Annotated in this window: 16 protein-coding genes; 6 read left to right on the top strand and 10 right to left on the bottom strand. The window is 67.9% G+C overall.

The features are described 5' to 3' along the window. Nucleotides 1-27: 27 nt before the first annotated feature. Complete coding sequence (locus tag OX958_RS03370) at nt 28-2,403, bottom strand: helix-turn-helix domain-containing protein (protein ID WP_270135640.1); 2,376 nt, start codon at nt 2,401-2,403, stop codon at nt 28-30. Nucleotides 2,404-2,409: 6 nt separating this feature from the next. Beyond that, entirely contained in the window at nt 2,410-2,778 is a 369-nt protein-coding gene (locus tag OX958_RS03365) for a winged helix-turn-helix transcriptional regulator (RefSeq protein WP_270135639.1), read from the bottom strand. A gap of 121 nt (nt 2,779-2,899) precedes the next feature. Between OX958_RS03365 and OX958_RS03360 the strand changes: the two genes are divergently transcribed. After that, complete coding sequence (locus OX958_RS03360) at nt 2,900-3,760, top strand: SDR family oxidoreductase (RefSeq protein WP_270135638.1); 861 nt, start codon at nt 2,900-2,902, stop codon at nt 3,758-3,760. An 11-nt stretch (nt 3,761-3,771) separates the two neighbouring features. Here OX958_RS03360 and OX958_RS03355 read toward each other — a convergent pair whose 3' ends face one another. Next, on the bottom strand, nt 3,772-4,593 hold the full coding sequence (locus OX958_RS03355; protein WP_270135637.1) for a hypothetical protein: 822 nt from the start codon (nt 4,591-4,593) through the stop codon (nt 3,772-3,774). Nucleotides 4,594-4,677: 84 nt separating this feature from the next. Next, nucleotides 4,678-5,445, bottom strand: coding sequence for an SDR family NAD(P)-dependent oxidoreductase (locus OX958_RS03350; RefSeq protein ID WP_270135636.1), 768 nt, complete (start codon nt 5,443-5,445; stop codon nt 4,678-4,680). A gap of 52 nt (nt 5,446-5,497) precedes the next feature. Here OX958_RS03350 and OX958_RS03345 point away from each other — a divergent pair, with 52 nt between their 5' ends. Next, nucleotides 5,498-6,154, top strand: a complete 657-nt coding sequence (locus OX958_RS03345) for a pyrimidine 5'-nucleotidase (protein WP_270135635.1) — start codon at nt 5,498-5,500, stop codon at nt 6,152-6,154. Nucleotides 6,155-6,158: 4 nt separating this feature from the next. Here the strand turns inward: OX958_RS03345 and OX958_RS03340 are convergent, their stop codons facing one another. From OX958_RS03340 to OX958_RS03330, 3 genes are read right to left on the bottom strand one after another with little or no spacing between them, the layout of a single operon-like run. Beyond that, complete coding sequence (locus OX958_RS03340) at nt 6,159-6,995, bottom strand: carbohydrate ABC transporter permease (RefSeq protein ID WP_270135634.1); 837 nt, start codon at nt 6,993-6,995, stop codon at nt 6,159-6,161. Continuing rightward, nucleotides 6,992-7,948 carry a carbohydrate ABC transporter permease gene (locus tag OX958_RS03335; protein WP_270135633.1) on the bottom strand — a complete coding sequence of 319 codons (957 nt, stop codon included), beginning with the start codon at nt 7,946-7,948 and terminating at the stop codon, nt 6,992-6,994. The genes OX958_RS03340 and OX958_RS03335 overlap by 4 nt, the downstream gene beginning before the upstream one ends. Before the next feature lie 4 nt (nt 7,949-7,952). Further along, a complete protein-coding gene (locus tag OX958_RS03330; RefSeq protein WP_270135632.1) occupies nt 7,953-9,263 on the bottom strand; it encodes an ABC transporter substrate-binding protein in 1,311 nt (436 codons plus the stop codon). A gap of 182 nt (nt 9,264-9,445) precedes the next feature. Between OX958_RS03330 and OX958_RS03325 the strand changes: the two genes are divergently transcribed. The 4 genes from OX958_RS03325 to OX958_RS03310 all read left to right on the top strand — a co-directional run bounded on the left by OX958_RS03325 (nt 9,446) and on the right by OX958_RS03310 (nt 14,421). Next, nucleotides 9,446-10,150, top strand: coding sequence for a FadR/GntR family transcriptional regulator (locus OX958_RS03325; RefSeq protein ID WP_270135630.1), 705 nt, complete (start codon nt 9,446-9,448; stop codon nt 10,148-10,150). Between the two features lie 7 nt (nt 10,151-10,157). Further along, nucleotides 10,158-11,024 carry a DMT family transporter gene (locus OX958_RS03320; protein WP_270135629.1) on the top strand — a complete coding sequence of 289 codons (867 nt, stop codon included), beginning with the start codon at nt 10,158-10,160 and terminating at the stop codon, nt 11,022-11,024. 141 nt (nt 11,025-11,165) lie between these two features. Next, nucleotides 11,166-13,199 (top strand): glycosyl hydrolase family 28-related protein, encoded by a 2,034-nt coding sequence (locus OX958_RS03315; protein WP_270135628.1) that lies wholly within the window; start codon nt 11,166-11,168, stop codon nt 13,197-13,199. Between the two features lie 70 nt (nt 13,200-13,269). Further along, nucleotides 13,270-14,421 carry a pyridoxal phosphate-dependent aminotransferase gene (locus tag OX958_RS03310; RefSeq protein ID WP_270135626.1) on the top strand — a complete coding sequence of 384 codons (1,152 nt, stop codon included), beginning with the start codon at nt 13,270-13,272 and terminating at the stop codon, nt 14,419-14,421. Between the two features lie 138 nt (nt 14,422-14,559). On the opposite strand, the gene OX958_RS03305 is transcribed toward OX958_RS03310, so the two are convergent. From OX958_RS03305 to OX958_RS03295, 3 genes are all read right to left on the bottom strand, one after another. Further along, on the bottom strand, nt 14,560-15,198 hold the full coding sequence (locus tag OX958_RS03305; protein ID WP_270135625.1) for a hypothetical protein: 639 nt from the start codon (nt 15,196-15,198) through the stop codon (nt 14,560-14,562). An 87-nt stretch (nt 15,199-15,285) separates the two neighbouring features. Then, complete coding sequence (locus OX958_RS03300; RefSeq protein WP_270135624.1) at nt 15,286-15,639, bottom strand: ArsC/Spx/MgsR family protein; 354 nt, start codon at nt 15,637-15,639, stop codon at nt 15,286-15,288. After that, a complete protein-coding gene (locus tag OX958_RS03295; RefSeq protein WP_270135622.1) occupies nt 15,639-16,193 on the bottom strand; it encodes a hypothetical protein in 555 nt (184 codons plus the stop codon). Before OX958_RS03295 ends, OX958_RS03300 begins: the two co-directional genes overlap by 1 nt. Between the last annotated feature and the right edge of the window lie 2 nt (nt 16,194-16,195).

Raw genomic sequence — 16,195 nt, 5'->3', positions numbered from 1 at the left:
TTTGCGATCAAGATAGCCGGGACGGGGCTAGCCGGCCGGGGGCGAAGCGTTCAGCAGGGCTTGGATTTCGTCGGCTCGCGGGTCGGCGACTCGTTGGTACTGCGTGAGGGCCTGGTGCCACTGGGCGTGGGCTTCGGGGAGGCGGCCGAGGCCGGAGAGGGCTCGGCCGAGGTGGTGGCGGAGGGTTGGTTCGCGTTGTTCGGCGGGGAAGCGGAGGGCGATCGCGAGGCCTTCGGTCAGCGTCTCGTGGGCCTTGGTGAAGTCGTCCAGCTCGATGTAGGTGTGGCCGAGTTCGCGGAGCATGTCGGCTTCGGCTGCTTCCAGGCCGCCGCTTCTGGCGTAGGTCAGGGCCGCGGTCAGGATTTTCAGTGAGGCCTGGTGGTCGCCGGAGTCGCGGTACGAGCGGCCGATCATCGAGTGGTGGACCGCGATCTGCCCGGGGTTGCTGCGGGACGGCATCAGGGCAATGGCCCGGTCGAAGGCCGAGCGTTGGCGGTCGTGGTCGCCGAGGCGGCCGGCCAGGGAGCCGACGCCGACGTTGGCGCCGACCTCGAAGCGGTCGATGTTGTTGCTCTCGACAACGATCAGCCCCTCCTCGGCGTACGGGAGTCCTTCGGCCGCGCGGTCCAGGCGGCCGAGTTCGTAGCCCAGATCGATCAGGCAGATCGCCAGCGGAACCGGTTCGTTCAGCGAGCGGGCGAGCGGCAGCACCTGCAGATGCCGGCGTACGGCGGTCTCGTAGCGGCTGAGGAAGCCGTCCAGGAATCCCATTTGGTACTGCCGCCCCACGTCGAGGCGCGGGTCGAGTTCGAGCGGAAGGTCGACGACCGCGGCCATCGCCTCGTGGGCTTCGCCGTGCTGCATCAGCGCACCGGCGATCCGCGGCATACCGAGCGCCATCCGAACCGCCGTGAGCTGATCGGACCGATCACCGGCCGCCGCCATCCGTACCAGCCGGAGCTGATTGGGCAGCTCGTCGTGGAGCCAACTGACGGCCTCGGCCTGATCCGTCACGTCTTCCGCGCCGGCCGACCACGGCTGCGCGCCTCGTGAGCCGTAGACGTCGGGATATCCCGCGAGCTCGTCCAGTCGCCACAGCATCGCGAGATAGCAGTTCAGCTCGCGGGTACGGAATTCGGCCAGGGCGGCACCCGTGAGCCGCTCACGCGCCAATGCCCGACCGACATCGCGGACCAGGTCGTGCATCCGGTACTGCTGCGGCGCAGGCGTCTCCAGCAGATGAATGTCGACGAGCCGCTCGAGCAGCGCCTCCGTCTCGTCCGACGGCTGCCCGAGTACTTCGGCGGCCGCACGCAACGGAAAGTGGTCACCGTCGAACAAACTCAACCGTGGGAAGGCCTCCGCCGCGACCGCATCGCCGTCCCGACGATCACGCGCCAACTGATCCAGCGAGACCAGAACGCTTCGCCCCACGCCCGCGCCTGGACCGGTCAGCAGCTCCCGTCGCCCATCCTCCGCCGACAGCAGTTCGACAACCCTTGCAAGCCCTTTCGGCCCTCGCGCCGCCTGCCCGGCAATTCTGATTGCCAATGGCAAGTATCCGCACCGTCGAACCACCTCGCGCGCGGCTTCGGGCTCCGCAGCGACGCGCTCGTGCCCAGAGATCTCCCCCAGCAGCCGCAACGCCTCGACCTCGGTCAGTACGTCGAGCGCGATCCGCCGCAGACCAGGCAGGGTGGACAACTGCTGCCGACTGGTGATCACCACGGCCACTCCCGGCGTACCGGGCAGCAACAGCCTGACCTGCTCCGCGCTCACCGCGTCATCCAGCAGCACCAGGACTCGCCGCCCGGCCAGCGCCGACCGGTACCGCGCTGCCGCCACCTCCAGGTCGCCCGACTCGCCCCCACGCGGTACGCCGAGCGCCTGCAGCAACGCGCCGAGCGCATCCGCCGTACTGAGCGGCTCCTCGCCACCACCACGGAGGTTGACGTAGAGCTGACCATCCGGGAACTCGTCGGCGACCCGATGCCCGGCCTGGATCGCGAGGGCGGTCTTGCCGACGCCACCCATGCCACCGATCGCCGAGATGACGACGCCCGGCGCGGCGGCGTACGGGGAACGTAGGAGCTCGACGAGACCGTCCAGCTGGGCATCCCGGCCGGTGAAGTCGGCGATGGGCGCGGGGAGGCAAGGTCTGCCAACCACAGGGCGGCGCGCGGCTTGAGCGAAGAGTTGCGACTCGGTCGGCGAGAGGGCCAGCGCGCCGGCCAAGGCCTCGATCGTGCCGGGGCGTGGATGGCGTCGACGGCCGCATTCGAGGGCGCCGATGGATTCGACGCTCAGGCCGGTGGCGCCGGCGAGTGCTTCCTGAGTCAGGCCGGAGCGGGCGCGGAAACGTTGGAGCAGGTGGGCGACGTCAGCAGCCGGGGCGGTGGGCATGCCGGCTCAGGAGCGAGCGTCGTACGACGTGTTGGCTTCTTGCACCTCGGGAACCTTCGACTCGACCCAGTGAGCCAGCGCCTGGACCTGGGCAGCGACGTCGTGCCCCAGCGGTGTGAGCGAGTAGTCGACGCGAGGCGGGATGACCGGCTGAGCCTCGCGATGGACGAAACCATCGCGCTCCAGCGCCTGCAGCGTCTGGGCGAGCATCTTCTCGCTCACCCCACCGACATGGCGGCGCAGTTCGCTGAACCGGAAGGAGCGATCCAGCAGCGCGGCGAGCACCAGCACCCCCCAGCGGCTGGTCACGTGCTCGAGAATCTGCCGGGAAGGGCAGTTCACCCGGTTCACGTCGGGCGCGAGGGTCTCGGTCATCACAGCCGCCTTTGCTTACTCGAAGTTCAGTACCTTACTTCAAAGTGGGTACTTCTGTGCAGGTAGTACCCATCGTAAAGTTAGTGTCATCACCACTTCAACTACCGGAAAGCGAACCACCATGAGCATCGTCATCACCGGCGCCACCGGCCAGCTCGGCCGCCTCGTCATCGCCGACCTGCTGGCCGCCGGGGTGCCCGCCGACGGCGTCACCGCCGTTGCCCGGAGCAAGGAGAAGGCCGCCGACCTGGCCGCTCAGGGAATCAGGATCGCCGTCGCCGACTACGACCAGCCGGCCTCCTTCGACGACGTCTTCACCGCCGGCGACCGCGTCCTGCTGATCTCCGGCAGCGAGCCCGGCCGCCGCGTCCCCCAGCACACCGTGGTGATCGAAGCAGCCAAGGCAGCCGGCGTCGCCCAGCTCGCCTACACCGGCATCTTCGGCGGCCCGGCGAACGCGATGCTGCTCGGCGCGGACCACCACGCCACCGAGAAGCTCATCCTCGACTCCGGTCTCCCCTACACCTTCCTGCGCAACAACTGGTACTCCGAGATCGCGGTCAACGATCTACCCGCCGCTGTCGAGAGCGGCGCCATCGTCAACGGCGCGACCGCGGACGCCCGTCTCGCCACCGCCACCCGCGAGGACTACGCGGCCGCGGCTGCCGTCGTACTGACCACCGACGGCCACCTCAACCAGGCCTACAACCTCGGCGGCGACCACGCCTGGAGCTTCCCCGAGTTCGCCGCCGAACTCACCCGCCAGACCGGCAAGCCCGTCGTCCACCGCTCCCTCACCCATCAGGAAGCCTTGGCCGGCCTCATCGCCGCCGGCATCCCCGAAGGCTTCGCCGCGGTCCTCGCCGACATCGACACCAACACCAGCGCAGGCGCCCTCAGCGCCACCCCCGGCGACCTCTCCCGCCTGATCGGCCGCCCCACCACCCCGATCGCCGAAACCATCACCAAACTGCTGAGCTAGTCAGTACTCCGTCAGCCGAGCCGGGCGACGGCTGTGCGGGCGAGGCGTTCGAAGTTGGCGGGTTTGATGCCTTTGCCCATTTCGCCGAAGGCGAGGACGCTGATCACGTTGTTCTTCAGGGTGATCGCGTAGGGGAAGCCGCCGTCCTCACTGCCGGGGTCGGAGGGCAGGGGGTAGTCGTACCAGCGGATGATTCGGGTGGCGTCGCCGAGGGGGAGGGCGCGGTTCTCGGTGAGTTTGCGGGCGTGGGTGGGGGCCGGGAGGGCGGCCTTGCAGGACTTGATGGTCTTCAGGATCTGGTCGTACGCCGCCCGCGCGGCCTTGGCGTCGGCGTACCGGGTGAGCCATTGGCCGCCGGAGGCGTCGAGGTCGGTGGTGAAGTTGCGGTTCAGGCTGCCGAGCGGGTTGTCGCCGCGGGTGGAGGCGCGGCCGCAGATCGGGGTGCTGGCGGTGCCGCTGGTGGCGGTCCAGCCGCGGTTCGGGTCGGCCTTGGCGACCTCGGGGCCGGTGAGCAGCATCGCGGTGGTCAGCTTGGCCGGCTTGCCGGGTGACGGCGTGGGGACGGGCGGCTTGGCCGGGGTGTTGACCGGGCCGCCGCTGCGTTCCGGGGTCGGCTTACCGCTCGGCGTCACGCCTGCGCTCGGAGTGCCTGCGCTGGGCGTACCGGCACTCGGTGCACCAGGACTCGGCGCACCAGAACTAGGCGCACCAGCGCTCGGCGTACCGGCCCCACCGCCTCCAGCCGGCTCCGCATCGTTGCCGCAGGCCACCAACAGCAGACTCGCCGACACCATGGCCACCGCGGCCAGCTGCGCATATCCCCGTGCGGACATCTTCCGACCAACCTTCTCGCCGATGGTTCCGTTGCTGAGATGGACGCTAGCGAGAACCGATCGGTTGCCGGGGGATCTGCCGGTTCAGGCGCGGCGGCGGCCGTCCAGGCCGACGGTGGACAGCCGGGCGATCAGGGTGCGGGGGATGTAGCGGGCGCCCGCGGCGATCACCTTGTAGCGCCAGGACGGGATCGAGATCGACTTGCCGCGCATCAGGTCGGCCCAGGCCGCGTCGACCAGTTCCGCGGCATCCAGCCACATGAACGACGGCACGATGGTCTTGTCCATCTGCATCCGCTCGTGGAACTCGGTGTGCACGAATCCCGGGCAGAGCGCCATCACGGCGACGCCGCGGGAGTGCAGTTCGATCGCGAGACCGGCGGAGAAGTTCGTCACCCAGGACTTGTGCGCGCTGTAGCTGCCGCGCTGCAGGAAACCGGCGATCGACGAGACGTTCACGATCGCACCGGAGCCGCGCTCGATCATCGGCAGCACCGCGGCGTGCGTCAGCCGCAGGACGACCCGGACCAGCAGGTCGAACTGCTTCTCCTCGACCTCGACCGGATTCGCCCAGAACGGCTTCTTCTGCCCGAAACCGGCGTTGTTCACCAGTACTTCGATCGGCCCGGACCGGAACCGTTCCTCGACGACGGCCAGCTGACCGGGATCGGTCAGATCGGCCGGCAGAACCTCGCAAGCGACACCGTGCAGCGCGGTGATCTCGGCGGCGACCTCGTTCAGCCGCGCCTCGTCGCGCGCCACCAGCACCAGGTCGTAACCCTCGATCGCGAGCTTGTCCGCGAAGGCCCGCCCGATGCCCGCGGTGGGTCCAGTGATGAGCGCGGTCGCCACAGCTTCGTTCCTCCCGTCGATGACGTGGCCAGTCTGTCACTACTCTGGGCAGATGCTCGCCGATGTCGACACCTGGGTGCTGGATCTCGACGACACGCTCTATCCACCGAGCACCGGGCTGTCCGCCCAGATCGGCGACGGCATCCGCGACTACCTGATCGCGTTCTTCGGGGTCGACGAAGCCGGCGCCCGCCGCAAACAGGCCGAACTGATCGCCGCCCACGGTACGACGCTGCGTGGCCTGATGAACCTGCACGGTGTCGACCCGGCCGACTACCTGTCGTTCGAGCACCGCCTCGACTTCTCCGTACTGCGAACCGACCCGGTGCTGGTCGACGCGATCGCGGCCCTCCCCGGCCGGAAGTTCGTCTACACCAACGCCTCCGGCTACCACGCGGAGCAGGCGCTCGACCGGCTCGGCCTGACCGCGGAGTTCGACGGCGTCTTCGACATCCTCGCGGCCGGCCTGGTGCCCAAGCCGCATCCCGGCAGCTACGAACGGTTCCTGGAGCGCTTCTCGATCGATCCCACCCGGGCGGTGATGTTCGAGGATCTGGAGCGGAACCTGACCGTGCCGGAGCAGCTCGGCATGGCGACGATCCTGGTCGGCGGCGAGCCCGCGCCCGGCACCGCGCAGTACGAGGTCGTCGCACCGCGGCGGTGGCGGGTCTGGGATCTAGCTTCTTTCCTTTTTTCCCTACAGGACTAGCTCTTCACTCCTTGACGGCGCCCGCGGTCAGGCCCTCCACGATGTAGCGGCTGGCGAAGGCGAACAGCACCATCGTCGGCACGATCGACAGCACCGCGGCGGCCGACATCGACCCCCAGTCGATGTTGTAGCTGCTGATGAAGCCGTTCAGCGCGGCCGGGACGGTCTTGTTGCTGTCGCTGTTCATCAGCGTGACCGACAGGAACAGTTCGTTCCAGCAGTTCACGAAGTTGAAGATGAACGACGCGGCGATCCCCGGCGTCATCACCGGCACCAGCACCCGGAAGAGCGCCGAGAGCCGCGAGCAGCCGTCCACCATCGCCGCCTCCTCCAGCGAGGCCGGCACGTTCTCGAAGAAGCCACGCAGCATCACCGTGCAGAGCGGGATCGAGACCGCGACGTACACCAGGATCAGGCCCCACCGGTTGTCGACCAGGTAGAGCTTCGTCATCAGGATGTAGAGCGAGCCGAGCGCGATGAAGCCGGGGATCATCTGGGTGACCAGGAAGGCTCCCATCACCGCGCCCTTGGAGACGAACTCGAACCGCGCCAGCACGTACGCCGCGAGCAGCGAGATCACCGTCGCGAACGCGGCCGCGACGAACGACACCAGCAGGCTGTTGCCCAGGAAGACGGCGAAGTTCGACTGCTCGAACAGGCCCTGGTAGTTGGCCAGCGACCAGTCCGAAGGCCAGTACTTCAGGGGGTAGGCGAAGATCGTGCCCGGTTCCTTGAACGACGTGACCAGGATCCAGTACAGCGGGAAGATCGTGATCAGCAGGCAGAGCCCGAGTCCGGCGAACCGCGCGATCCGTCCGCCGGTGCTGTAGTCGCGGATCATCGCATCGCCTTCCTGGGCCGGATGGACAACAGGTAGAAGACGGCGAACAGCATCAGCACGAAGACCACCATCACGCCCATCGCCGACGCGCGCCCGTAGTCACCCTCCTGGGTCACCTGGATCATGTACGACGTGACGATGTGCGTCTCGTTGGCGGGACCGCCACCGGTCATCCCGAAGATCAGCTCGGGTGAGTTGAAGATCCAGATCACCCGCAGCAGTACGGTCAACGCGAGCGTGGTCCGGATCGCCGGGATGGTGATGCTGAACAGGGTCCGGACCTTGCCCGCGCCGTCGATCGCCGAGGCCTCGTAGAGCTCCTCGGGCACCGACTGGAGCGCGGCCAGGATCATGATCGCGAAGAACGTCACGCCGTACCAGACGTTCGCGATGATGACCGCGAACATCGCGTACTTCGCGTCGGCCAGCCACGGCACCGGCGTACTGATCAGGTGGGTCTTCATCAGCAGGTCGTTGACCACCCCGAACTCGCCGTTGAACATCCAGCGGAACAGGATGCCGATCAGGAAGCCCGAGACCGCCCAGGGGAAGAACACCAGCGCCTGGTAGGTGCCCCGGAAGCGGAACTTCCGCCGCAGCCACAGCGCCATCGTGAAGCCGATCAGGAACTGCGGGATCAGCGACCCGGCCACCCAGATCACCGAGTTCTTCACCGTGCCACGGAACATCTCGTCGTGCAGCAGCGTGCTGAAGTTCTTCAGCCCGACCCACGAGGTGTCCGACAGGTCGTTCAGGTTGTAGTTGCGGAAGGCCATCGAGATGCCGTTGGCCAGCGGGTAGTAGGTGAACATGCCGACGAACGCGATCGCCGGCACCATGAACAGGAACAGGGTCAGCGCGGTCCGCCCGGTGAACTGGCGGCGCCGGGTGACCGGCCGCCGCGGTACCGGCGCCAGGCCGGTACCACGCCGCTCGGTGTCGGTCAGAGCCATCGGCTCAGTTCCCCGCCCACTTCTTGGTCCAGTACTCGTCCCAGCTCTTCAGGATCTCGGCCGGTTGGGCCTTGCCGGTGATGAGTTTCTGGACGTCCGCGTCGGACTTGTTGCCCCACTCGGTCGACCACGGCACGCCGCGCGGCTGGGTCACCACGACGTAGGTGTCCGGCGAGGAGTTCATCGCGACGTACGACGCCCACGGGCCGTCCTTGAAGTACGGGTCCTCGGCGGCGCTCTTCAGGATCGGGACCAGACTGTTCTCCTTGGAGAACGTCATCGCCCGCTCACCCGACGTCAGGAACTTCACCAGCTCCACCGCCTCCTTCTTGTGAGTGCTGCCCTCGGCCACGCCCCAGCCCGCGTTGGCCAGCGGCTGGGCGGCCTTGCCGGTCGGGCCGACCGGGAGCGGCGCCGTGCCCCACTGGTCCGCCTTGATCGACTTCGACTCCTTCACCGTCGCGATCACCTCGGGGTCCTGCAGCAGGAAGCCCGTCGTACCGGCGGTGAAGCCCTGCACCATCTCGGGATAGCCCCAGCTGACCGAGGACGGCGGCGAGGCGTTCTTGAACAGGTCGACGTACAGCGCGAGCGCGTCGACGGCCTTCGGCGACGAGAAGATCGTCTTGCCGCTGGTCAGCTTGAAGGCGTTGTCCTTGTTCAGGTCGTCGATCACGTAGCCGGAGATCACCGCGAGCGCGTTGCCGCCCGCACCGAGGCCACCGCGGAACGAGTAGCCGTACCGGTTCTTCGCCGGGTCGTTGATCTTCTTGGCCTGCTCCACCAGCTCCGCCCAGCTCTTCGGCGGGCCACTGAAACCGGCCTGCTGGACCAGGTCCTTGCGGTAGAACAGCGACAGGCCGTAGAAGCCGTACGGCACCATGTACGACTTGCCGCCCTGCTGGGTCACCTTGAGCGCGTTCTCGGTCAGCGCGCCCAGACCGTCCCAGCCCTTGAGGTCCGGGGCCATGTCGTAGATCCACTTGTTGGTGGAGAACGGGCCGACGGTGGTGTCACGGACCTCGAGCACGTCGACGCCCTTGCCGGACTGGAGCATCTGCTGGATCTTCTGGTCCGCGGAGTTGGTCGGCGGAGAGATCAACTGCACCTTGATGCCGGAGTTCTTCGCCTCGAAGTCGGCGATCAGCTTCTTCAGCAGCGCGGTTCTGGTCGGGTTGGTCAGACTCTCGACCATCTGCAGCTTGACCTCGCCACCGCTCTGCTCCTTCTCGGCGGGACCGGGGCCACAGGCGGTTGCGGCGGTGACGAGTGCGACCGCCGCGGCCAGGGGTGCGAACATCTGTCGGTAGCGCATTCGGCACTTCTCCTCAGGGGATGTGGGCCAGGGGGACACTTTGCTCTGACATCAGATGAATTGTGAAGCGATCCCAGCACACTACGCAGAACTGCGCTGCCAGTACAAGGACATACGGATGACGTGACCGCAAGTGGTCTGAGGACTTACTCTCTGAGGGTGTCCTCGAAGGGGAGGTGCTGATGGCAGCCACGGACAAGGCGCTGGCCGGTCTGCGACAGATGATCGCGTCCGGCGCGCTCGGGCCCGGCGAGAAGTTCCCGCCGGAGCCGGAGCTCTGCGACCACCTCGGGGTGTCCCGCAGCTCGCTGCGGGAGGCGGCCCGCTCGCTCGCGGCGTTGGGCGTGATCGAGTCGCGGCACGGTTCGGGCACCTACGTCTCGGCGCTGGACCCGGCCGAGATCATCAGCCGATTCTCGCTCTCGGTGGAGCTGATTCCGCTGGAGGGCGTGCTGCAGTTGCTCGAAGTACGCCGGGTCCTCGAGGCACATGCCACCGCGGCCGCCGCGGCCCGGCAGGATCCGCTGCTGGAGAAGCTGCTGGGCGACATTCTCGACCGCCTGGAGGCGACCACCGACGCGGCGGAGATCCAGGCCCTCGACGCGGAGTTCCACGGCGCCATCTGTACCGCGGGCGGCAACCCGACGGTGACCGCGCTGACCGGCGTGATCCGTGGCCGCGGCGGGCACTACCGGATCTTCGAGCCCGGCGCGGACTTCGAGGCGATCAAGCAGACCAGCGACCGCGGACACCGCGCGATCCTGGCCGCGATCGCGCACCGCGATCCAGCCGCCGCTGCCACCGCCGCCTCGGCCCACATCGCGCAGACGGAGCTCTGGTTACGAGCGCTCCGCCCCGAGCCCCGGGTAGCCATCGGCGAAGAGTGAGTCGCCGATGAACGGTCAAGCGCTGACGCTCGTCCTGATCGCGGCGGTCCTGCATGCCGCCTGGAACTTCGCGGCGAAGCGGGTCCGCCATGGCGGCGCGGCCTTCGTCTTCGCCTACTACACAGCCGCTGCCGTCTTCCTGCTTCCCGCTCTTGTCATCGCCCTGCTGACCACAGGCGCGGAACCGAACTGGAACTGGCTGCTGGCCGCGGTCGTCACCGCAGTACTGCACGTCGCCTACGGCATCGTGCTGCAGCGCGGGTACGACGCCGGCGACCTCTCAGTGGTCTACCCCGTGGCCCGCGGCACCGGCCCTCTGTTGTCGGTAGTACTGGCCGTCGCGTTACTTCACGAGCGCCCCGGCCCGATCGGCCTGGCGGGTGCCGCTCTGATCGTCACAGGCGTGCTGACGATCAGCGGCGGCGGCCTGCGACGCCCGAGGAGCCCTGGCGTCAGAGCCGGAGTCCTGTACGGCGTAGCCACCGGCGCCCTGATCGCGGCGTACACCCTCTGGGACGCGTACTCCGTAACAACTCTCGCCGTGCCACCGCTCATCTACTTCGCCACCGGATCTCTTATCCAGAGCGCCATCCTGGCACCCAAGGTACTTCGCGACCGAGAGCCGCTTCGCCTGCTGTGGAAGGAGAACAAGCGTGAGGTGATGATCGTCGGCCTGCTCTCACCAGTCGCCTATCTGCTGGTGCTGTTCGCGATGCGGATCGCGCCAGTGAGTCTGGTTGCCCCCGCCCGCGAGGTGAGCATCGTCCTGAGCGGCCTGGTCGCCTGGCTTCTCCTCGGCGAGGCCGGGGCGCGACGGCGGCTGCTCGGCAGCGCCGTCGTACTGGCCGGGATCGTCGCCATCGCGCTGGCTTGAGCTACGTCTTCAGCCCCTACCGAGAACACCATTTGCACGGAAATTACTTCCTTCTGTCGAAATCTTGCGAAGAACAGTCGGCGTGCGTAGTGTCCGGGCTCAGTACGGCATCGCCTGTGGGGCGGCCGTGAGTTCGAGGGGATGTCGCCCGTGTCCCAGTTCCTCTTCCGCTGTCGTCCGGTGCTGATCGGTGCCGTCGTCGGCGCGCTGCTCGCAGTACCGGGTCTGTCGGCCGCTGCCGGCCCGGCCACCACCGCCGGCCGCCCGAGCCATCCCAACCAGCCGCCTCAAGTAGCTCCGGTAGTGACCCGCGCTGGACTCGATCCGGCGCTGGTGCAGGGCCGCGGCGCCACCGTTCCCTTCGTCGAGCAGGAGGCGGAGAACGCCGCCACCACCGGCGAGAAGATCGGCCCTGGCCGCGAGGCCTACACCTTGCCCGCCGAGGCTTCGGGGCGCACCGCAGTACGGCTGACTCAGGCTGGGCAGTACGTGGAGTTCACGCTGTCGAAGCCGGCCAACGCGCTGACTCTTCGCTACAGCATCCCCGACACCGCGTCCGGAGGTGGGCTGCGGTCGCCGCTGGACGTCCTGGTGAACGGCAAGCGGGCGAAGACGATGACGCTGACGTCGGAGTACTCGTGGCTGTACGGCATGTATCCGTTCTCCAACGACCCGAACGTCGACCCGAACCCCGGCTGGTGGAAGCCCGAACCGGACCCGGTCACCAAGCCCTTCCGGCCGAACCACTTCTACGACGAGCAGCGACTGCTGCTCGGCAAGACGGTCAAGGCCGGGCAGAAGATCCGCTTCCAGCTTCCGGCCGGGGCTCCCGCTGCCTGGACCGTTCTGGACGTCGCCGACTTCGAGCTCGTCGCAGCTCCGCTGCGGCAGCCGCGCAGGTCCCTTTCGGTGCAGCTCTTCGGGGCCGACCCGACCGGTCGCCGCGATGCTGCACCCGCCATCGACCGGACCATCGCGGTGGCGAAGAAGCTCGGTCTGGCGGTCTTCATCCCGCCGGGCACTTACCAGGTCAACCGGCACATCGTCGTGGACAAGGTGACGGTCACCGGCGCCGGCAACTGGTGGACGATCATCAAGGGCAAGGTGCTGCCGCTCGCGCAGCCCGCCCCGGACAAGTCGGTGCACGGCGCGCCGGGCTTCTACGGCAAGTACGCCGCCGACGGCGGCAGCACGAAGGTGCACCTGTCCGACTTCGCGATCGAGAGCGACGTCCGGGAGCGGATCGACACCGACCAGGTGAACGGCATCGGTGGTGCGCTCGGTGGTGGCTCGGTGATCCAGAACCTGTACCTGCACCGCACCAAGGTCGGGATCTGGCTGGACGGGCCGATGAGCGGCGCGCTGATCCGCAACAACGTGATCACCGACGCGGTGGCCGACGGGATGAACCTGCACCTGGGCGTCTCGCACGTCCGGGCGACCAACAACTTCGTCCGCAACACCGGTGACGACGGGCTGGCGATGTGGTCGGAGGCGAATGCCGACGGGCTGGTCAACCACGACAACGTCTACGACCACAACACCGTGCAGACGCCGACCCTGGCCAACAACATCGCCATCTACGGCGGCCGCGACAACGCGGTGACGGACAACCTGGTGGCCGATCCGCTCCGCGAGGGCAGCACGCTGCACGCCGGCTCGCGGTTCAACTCCACGCCGTTCGAGGGCACCTTGTCGTTCGCCCGCAACACCACGGTCCGCGGTGGCCCGCGGGACCTGAACTGGGACCTCGGGCTGGGCGCGATCTGGCTGTACGCGCTGCAGTCGGACCTGGCCGGCAGGATCGAGGTGACCGACAGTTCGTTCCTGGACTCGACGTACAACGCGTTCATGTTCGTGGTCGACTGGCCGGTCAAGGACGAGCACACCGTGACGAACGTTGCCTTCCTCAACATCAAGGTCGACGGCACCGGTACGAACGTGCTGAACGCCCGGGTCGGCGGCTGGGCCACCTTCGAGAACGTCGACGCCCGCAACGTGGGAGCGCCGTTCGTCAACAACTGCGGCACCTTCCACTTCACCGGTACGCCGGAGTTCGACGTGCGGCTCGGCGCCGGCAACGACGGCAACTGGACCACCGACGCCGGGGCTCCCGGCCACTGCGAAGACCGCCCGGCGGTCGTTCCCCCGCCACCCCCGACCCCCTGGAACTAGCCCGCTTCCGGCCGGCTCGGGCAGTCCGCCGAGCCGGCACCGGGTGCGCCGGCGGGTTAGGGTCGGAGGCATGCGCGAACACGCTCAGCGGCTGCAAGGGCTCGGGACGACGATCTTCGCGGAGATGTCCGCGCTCGCGGTGCGAACCGGATCGGTCAACCTCGGCCAGGGGTTCCCCGACACCGACGGACCGGACTCGGTACTGGAGGACGCCGTCGCCGCGATCCGCGCCGGCGCGAACCAGTATCCGCCCGGCCGCGGCATCCCGGCCCTGCGCCAGGCGATCGTGGACCACCAACAGCGCTTCTACGGCCTGTCGTACGACCCGGACACCCAGGTGCTCGTCACCACCGGTGCCACCGAAGCGATCGCTGCCGCCCTGCTGGCCTACGTCGAGCCTGGCGACGAGGTGATCGCCCTCGAGCCGTACTACGACTCGTACGCCGCCTGCATCGCGATGGCCGGCGGACGTCGCGTACCGGTCACGCTGCGCGCCCCCGACTTCCGTCTCGACCTCGACGAGCTCCGCGCCGCGGTGACGCCGCGCACCAAGGTGCTGCTGATCAACTCACCGCACAACCCGACCGGCACCGTGCTCGACGACACCGAACTGCGCGGCATCGCCTCGATCGCGGTCGACCACGACCTGGTGGTGATCACCGACGAGGTCTACGAACACCTGACCTTCGACGGCCGGCGGCACCGCCCGCTGACGGCGTACGAGGGAATGGCGGAGCGCACGGTCTCGATCGGCAGCGCGGGCAAGACCTTCTCGGTCACCGGCTGGAAAATCGGCTGGGTCACCGGCACGCCCTCGGTAGTGACGGCGGTGAACACTGCCAAGCAGTTCCTCACCTACGTCTCCGGCGCACCCTTCCAGCCGGCCGTCGCCGGAGCGCTTGCCCTAGGCAACGAGTACTTCGACACCCTGCGCGCCACGATGCAAGCCAAACGCGACCTGCTCTGCGACGGCCTGGAGTCGTTGGGTTTCGGCGTCCACCGACCGCAGGGCACCTACTTCGTCACCACCGACATCCGTCCCCTCGGCCACACCGACGGCATCGAGTTCTGCCGCATGCTCCCCGAACGCACCGGCGTCGTCGCGATTCCCACCCAGGTCTTCTACGACCACACCGAAGCCGGCCGCCCGCTGGTCCGCTGGGCCTTCTGCAAGAAACCCGAGGTGCTGGAAGAGGCACTGACCCGCCTCACGAAGCTCTGAGCTGCCCGCAACTGCCCCAAAATGCCCCGCGACATTTCGCCGTGAGGTGTGTAAGACTTACATCAGCTCCCTAGGGCACCTTGTGGAGAAGTGAAGCTGGGATTCCCTCCGGACGGTGGGACCCAGCTTTCGCGCTTTCTAGCGCACGGCGACCGGATAGATGCCGACCGACTCAGACAGCGTGAGCAACCATCGGGGCTCCCCCATCTGTGCGGCGGTCACTGCACCAGCAACTGCGTCGGGCAACCAGAGCAACGGTTCTTGCGTCGGCTGCGCAAAGCCAACGGACAGCTGGCGCGAGATCAGTCCCTTCTCTCGCGCACTGTCGACCAGTCTGAGATCGCGCCGGTCCTGCACCGCGGCGCGTGTCTCGAACCAAGCTTGGTCTACTCCGAAGCGCTCCAGTTCATAGAGAAGGCATTCGAGGCAGCAGCGCCGGGCACGCTCCTGCTTCTGCCGATGAACCGGCGAACCCAGCGCAACGATCGCCGCAACACCCAACTCCCCAATCGCATGAACGATCAGGTCACGCCGTTTGGCGGACTCCATGGCCCAGTGCAGCCGGACGAGTTTCTTCTCTCTCAGCGCTCGCACAGCATCGCGAAGGTCGTCCTCTTTGGCTGGATCCGTGATCACAGACGCGAGCGTGTAGGCACCTAGGAAATGCTGGTTGCCGACGACGATGGACTCGTCGACCCAAGCGGTGAGGGCGGAAACTGGCGGCGGCGTACTGGGCATCTGCGGATACTGCAGCGCATCAGCACGCGCCTCGGGCACCACTCGCAGGGGCAGACCGGGCAGCTTGGGGCAGATCACCGAACGGCTGACAGAAAAGTCAGCCTTTCCTGCAACGCGATTCTTACTTCAGTCGCCGAGCAGGCGGCTGAGGGTTTCCTGGTCTCGGGCGATGGCGGTGGTGCCGTCGTCGGTGGTGAGGATGGGGCGCTGGATCAGGATCGGGTCGGCCATCAGGGCCTCGATCCAGTCGGCGCGGTGGGCCGCGTCCCGGGGCAGCGTTTTCAGCGGCGTCGCGGCGGGCTCGTTGAGGCGGGTGATGTGCCAGGGGTCCAGGTCGAGTCGGGTCAGGACTGCTTCCAGTTCCGCGGCCGTGGGTGGGTCGTCCAGGTAGCGGCGGACGGTGTAGGTGACGCCGGCTTCGTCCAGCGCGGCGGTGGCGGCGCGGCACTTCGAGCAGGCCGGGTTGATCCAGATCTCCATCAGCGCGGCCCTTGGAACCAGCGTTTGGTGGGTTCTTGGAACATCAGATAGAGCAGGGCGCCGTGGAGGCCGAGGCCCAGCAGCGAGGCCGGGAGTGCGGTGATGCCGCCGGCGATTCCCAGGGCGGCGACGATGATCATCATGGTGCGCGCCCAGCGGCGGCGTTTGCGGAGGTAGATCGCCGGCAGCAGGTACGCCAGGCTGCTCACCAGGATGACTCCGACGACCAGTCCCTTGGCGGAGGGGTCGCCGGTGAGGACGTTGGCGATCTCGGCGCCGGCCGAGGTGAGGGTGAAGAGCCCGAGCAGCACGCAGAGGGTGCCGAGTGCCAGCGAGATGGCGGCGGCGATCCGCACCTGCTTGGGAGCCGCTGCCGGGTCAGGCGCGTAGGAGTACGGGTTCTGCCCGTAGACGCCGCCGTACGCGCCAGGCTGTCCGCCGTACGGCGGCTGCTGTGGTGGCGGTTGCTGTGGTGGTTGCTGGCCGGAGGAGCCGAACACGCCCTGGTAGGGCCCCGGCCGCTCGTCGCCGCTCCCGCCGTACTGGTCGCTCATCT

The sequence above is a fragment of the Kribbella sp. CA-293567 genome (genome assembly GCF_027627575.1).
GTDB lineage: Bacteria > Actinomycetota > Actinomycetes > Propionibacteriales > Kribbellaceae > Kribbella.
This window is presented reverse-complemented; position numbering and strand designations above follow the sequence as displayed.

What these genes read in the sequence shown, in the direction of transcription:
- OX958_RS03325 (WP_270135630.1), top strand. Translation starts at nt 9,446, where the DNA reads ATGGCAGCCACGGACAAGGCGCTGGCCGGTCTGCGACAGATGATCGCG.
- OX958_RS03360 (WP_270135638.1), top strand. Translation starts at nt 2,900, where the DNA reads ATGAGCATCGTCATCACCGGCGCCACCGGCCAGCTCGGCCGCCTCGTC.
- OX958_RS03335 (WP_270135633.1), bottom strand. Translation starts at nt 7,948, where the DNA reads ATGGCTCTGACCGACACCGAGCGGCGTGGTACCGGCCTGGCGCCGGTA.
- OX958_RS03365 (WP_270135639.1), bottom strand. Translation starts at nt 2,778, where the DNA reads ATGACCGAGACCCTCGCGCCCGACGTGAACCGGGTGAACTGCCCTTCC.
- OX958_RS03330 (WP_270135632.1), bottom strand. Translation starts at nt 9,263, where the DNA reads ATGCGCTACCGACAGATGTTCGCACCCCTGGCCGCGGCGGTCGCACTC.
- OX958_RS03340 (WP_270135634.1), bottom strand. Translation starts at nt 6,995, where the DNA reads ATGATCCGCGACTACAGCACCGGCGGACGGATCGCGCGGTTCGCCGGA.
- OX958_RS03355 (WP_270135637.1), bottom strand. Translation starts at nt 4,593, where the DNA reads ATGTCCGCACGGGGATATGCGCAGCTGGCCGCGGTGGCCATGGTGTCG.
- OX958_RS03315 (WP_270135628.1), top strand. Translation starts at nt 11,166, where the DNA reads ATGTCGCCCGTGTCCCAGTTCCTCTTCCGCTGTCGTCCGGTGCTGATC.
- OX958_RS03310 (WP_270135626.1), top strand. Translation starts at nt 13,270, where the DNA reads ATGCGCGAACACGCTCAGCGGCTGCAAGGGCTCGGGACGACGATCTTC.
- OX958_RS03370 (WP_270135640.1), bottom strand. Translation starts at nt 2,403, where the DNA reads ATGCCCACCGCCCCGGCTGCTGACGTCGCCCACCTGCTCCAACGTTTC.
- OX958_RS03320 (WP_270135629.1), top strand. Translation starts at nt 10,158, where the DNA reads ATGAACGGTCAAGCGCTGACGCTCGTCCTGATCGCGGCGGTCCTGCAT.
- OX958_RS03300 (WP_270135624.1), bottom strand. Translation starts at nt 15,639, where the DNA reads ATGGAGATCTGGATCAACCCGGCCTGCTCGAAGTGCCGCGCCGCCACC.
- OX958_RS03295 (WP_270135622.1), bottom strand. Translation starts at nt 16,193, where the DNA reads ATGAGCGACCAGTACGGCGGGAGCGGCGACGAGCGGCCGGGGCCCTAC.
- OX958_RS03345 (WP_270135635.1), top strand. Translation starts at nt 5,498, where the DNA reads ATGCTCGCCGATGTCGACACCTGGGTGCTGGATCTCGACGACACGCTC.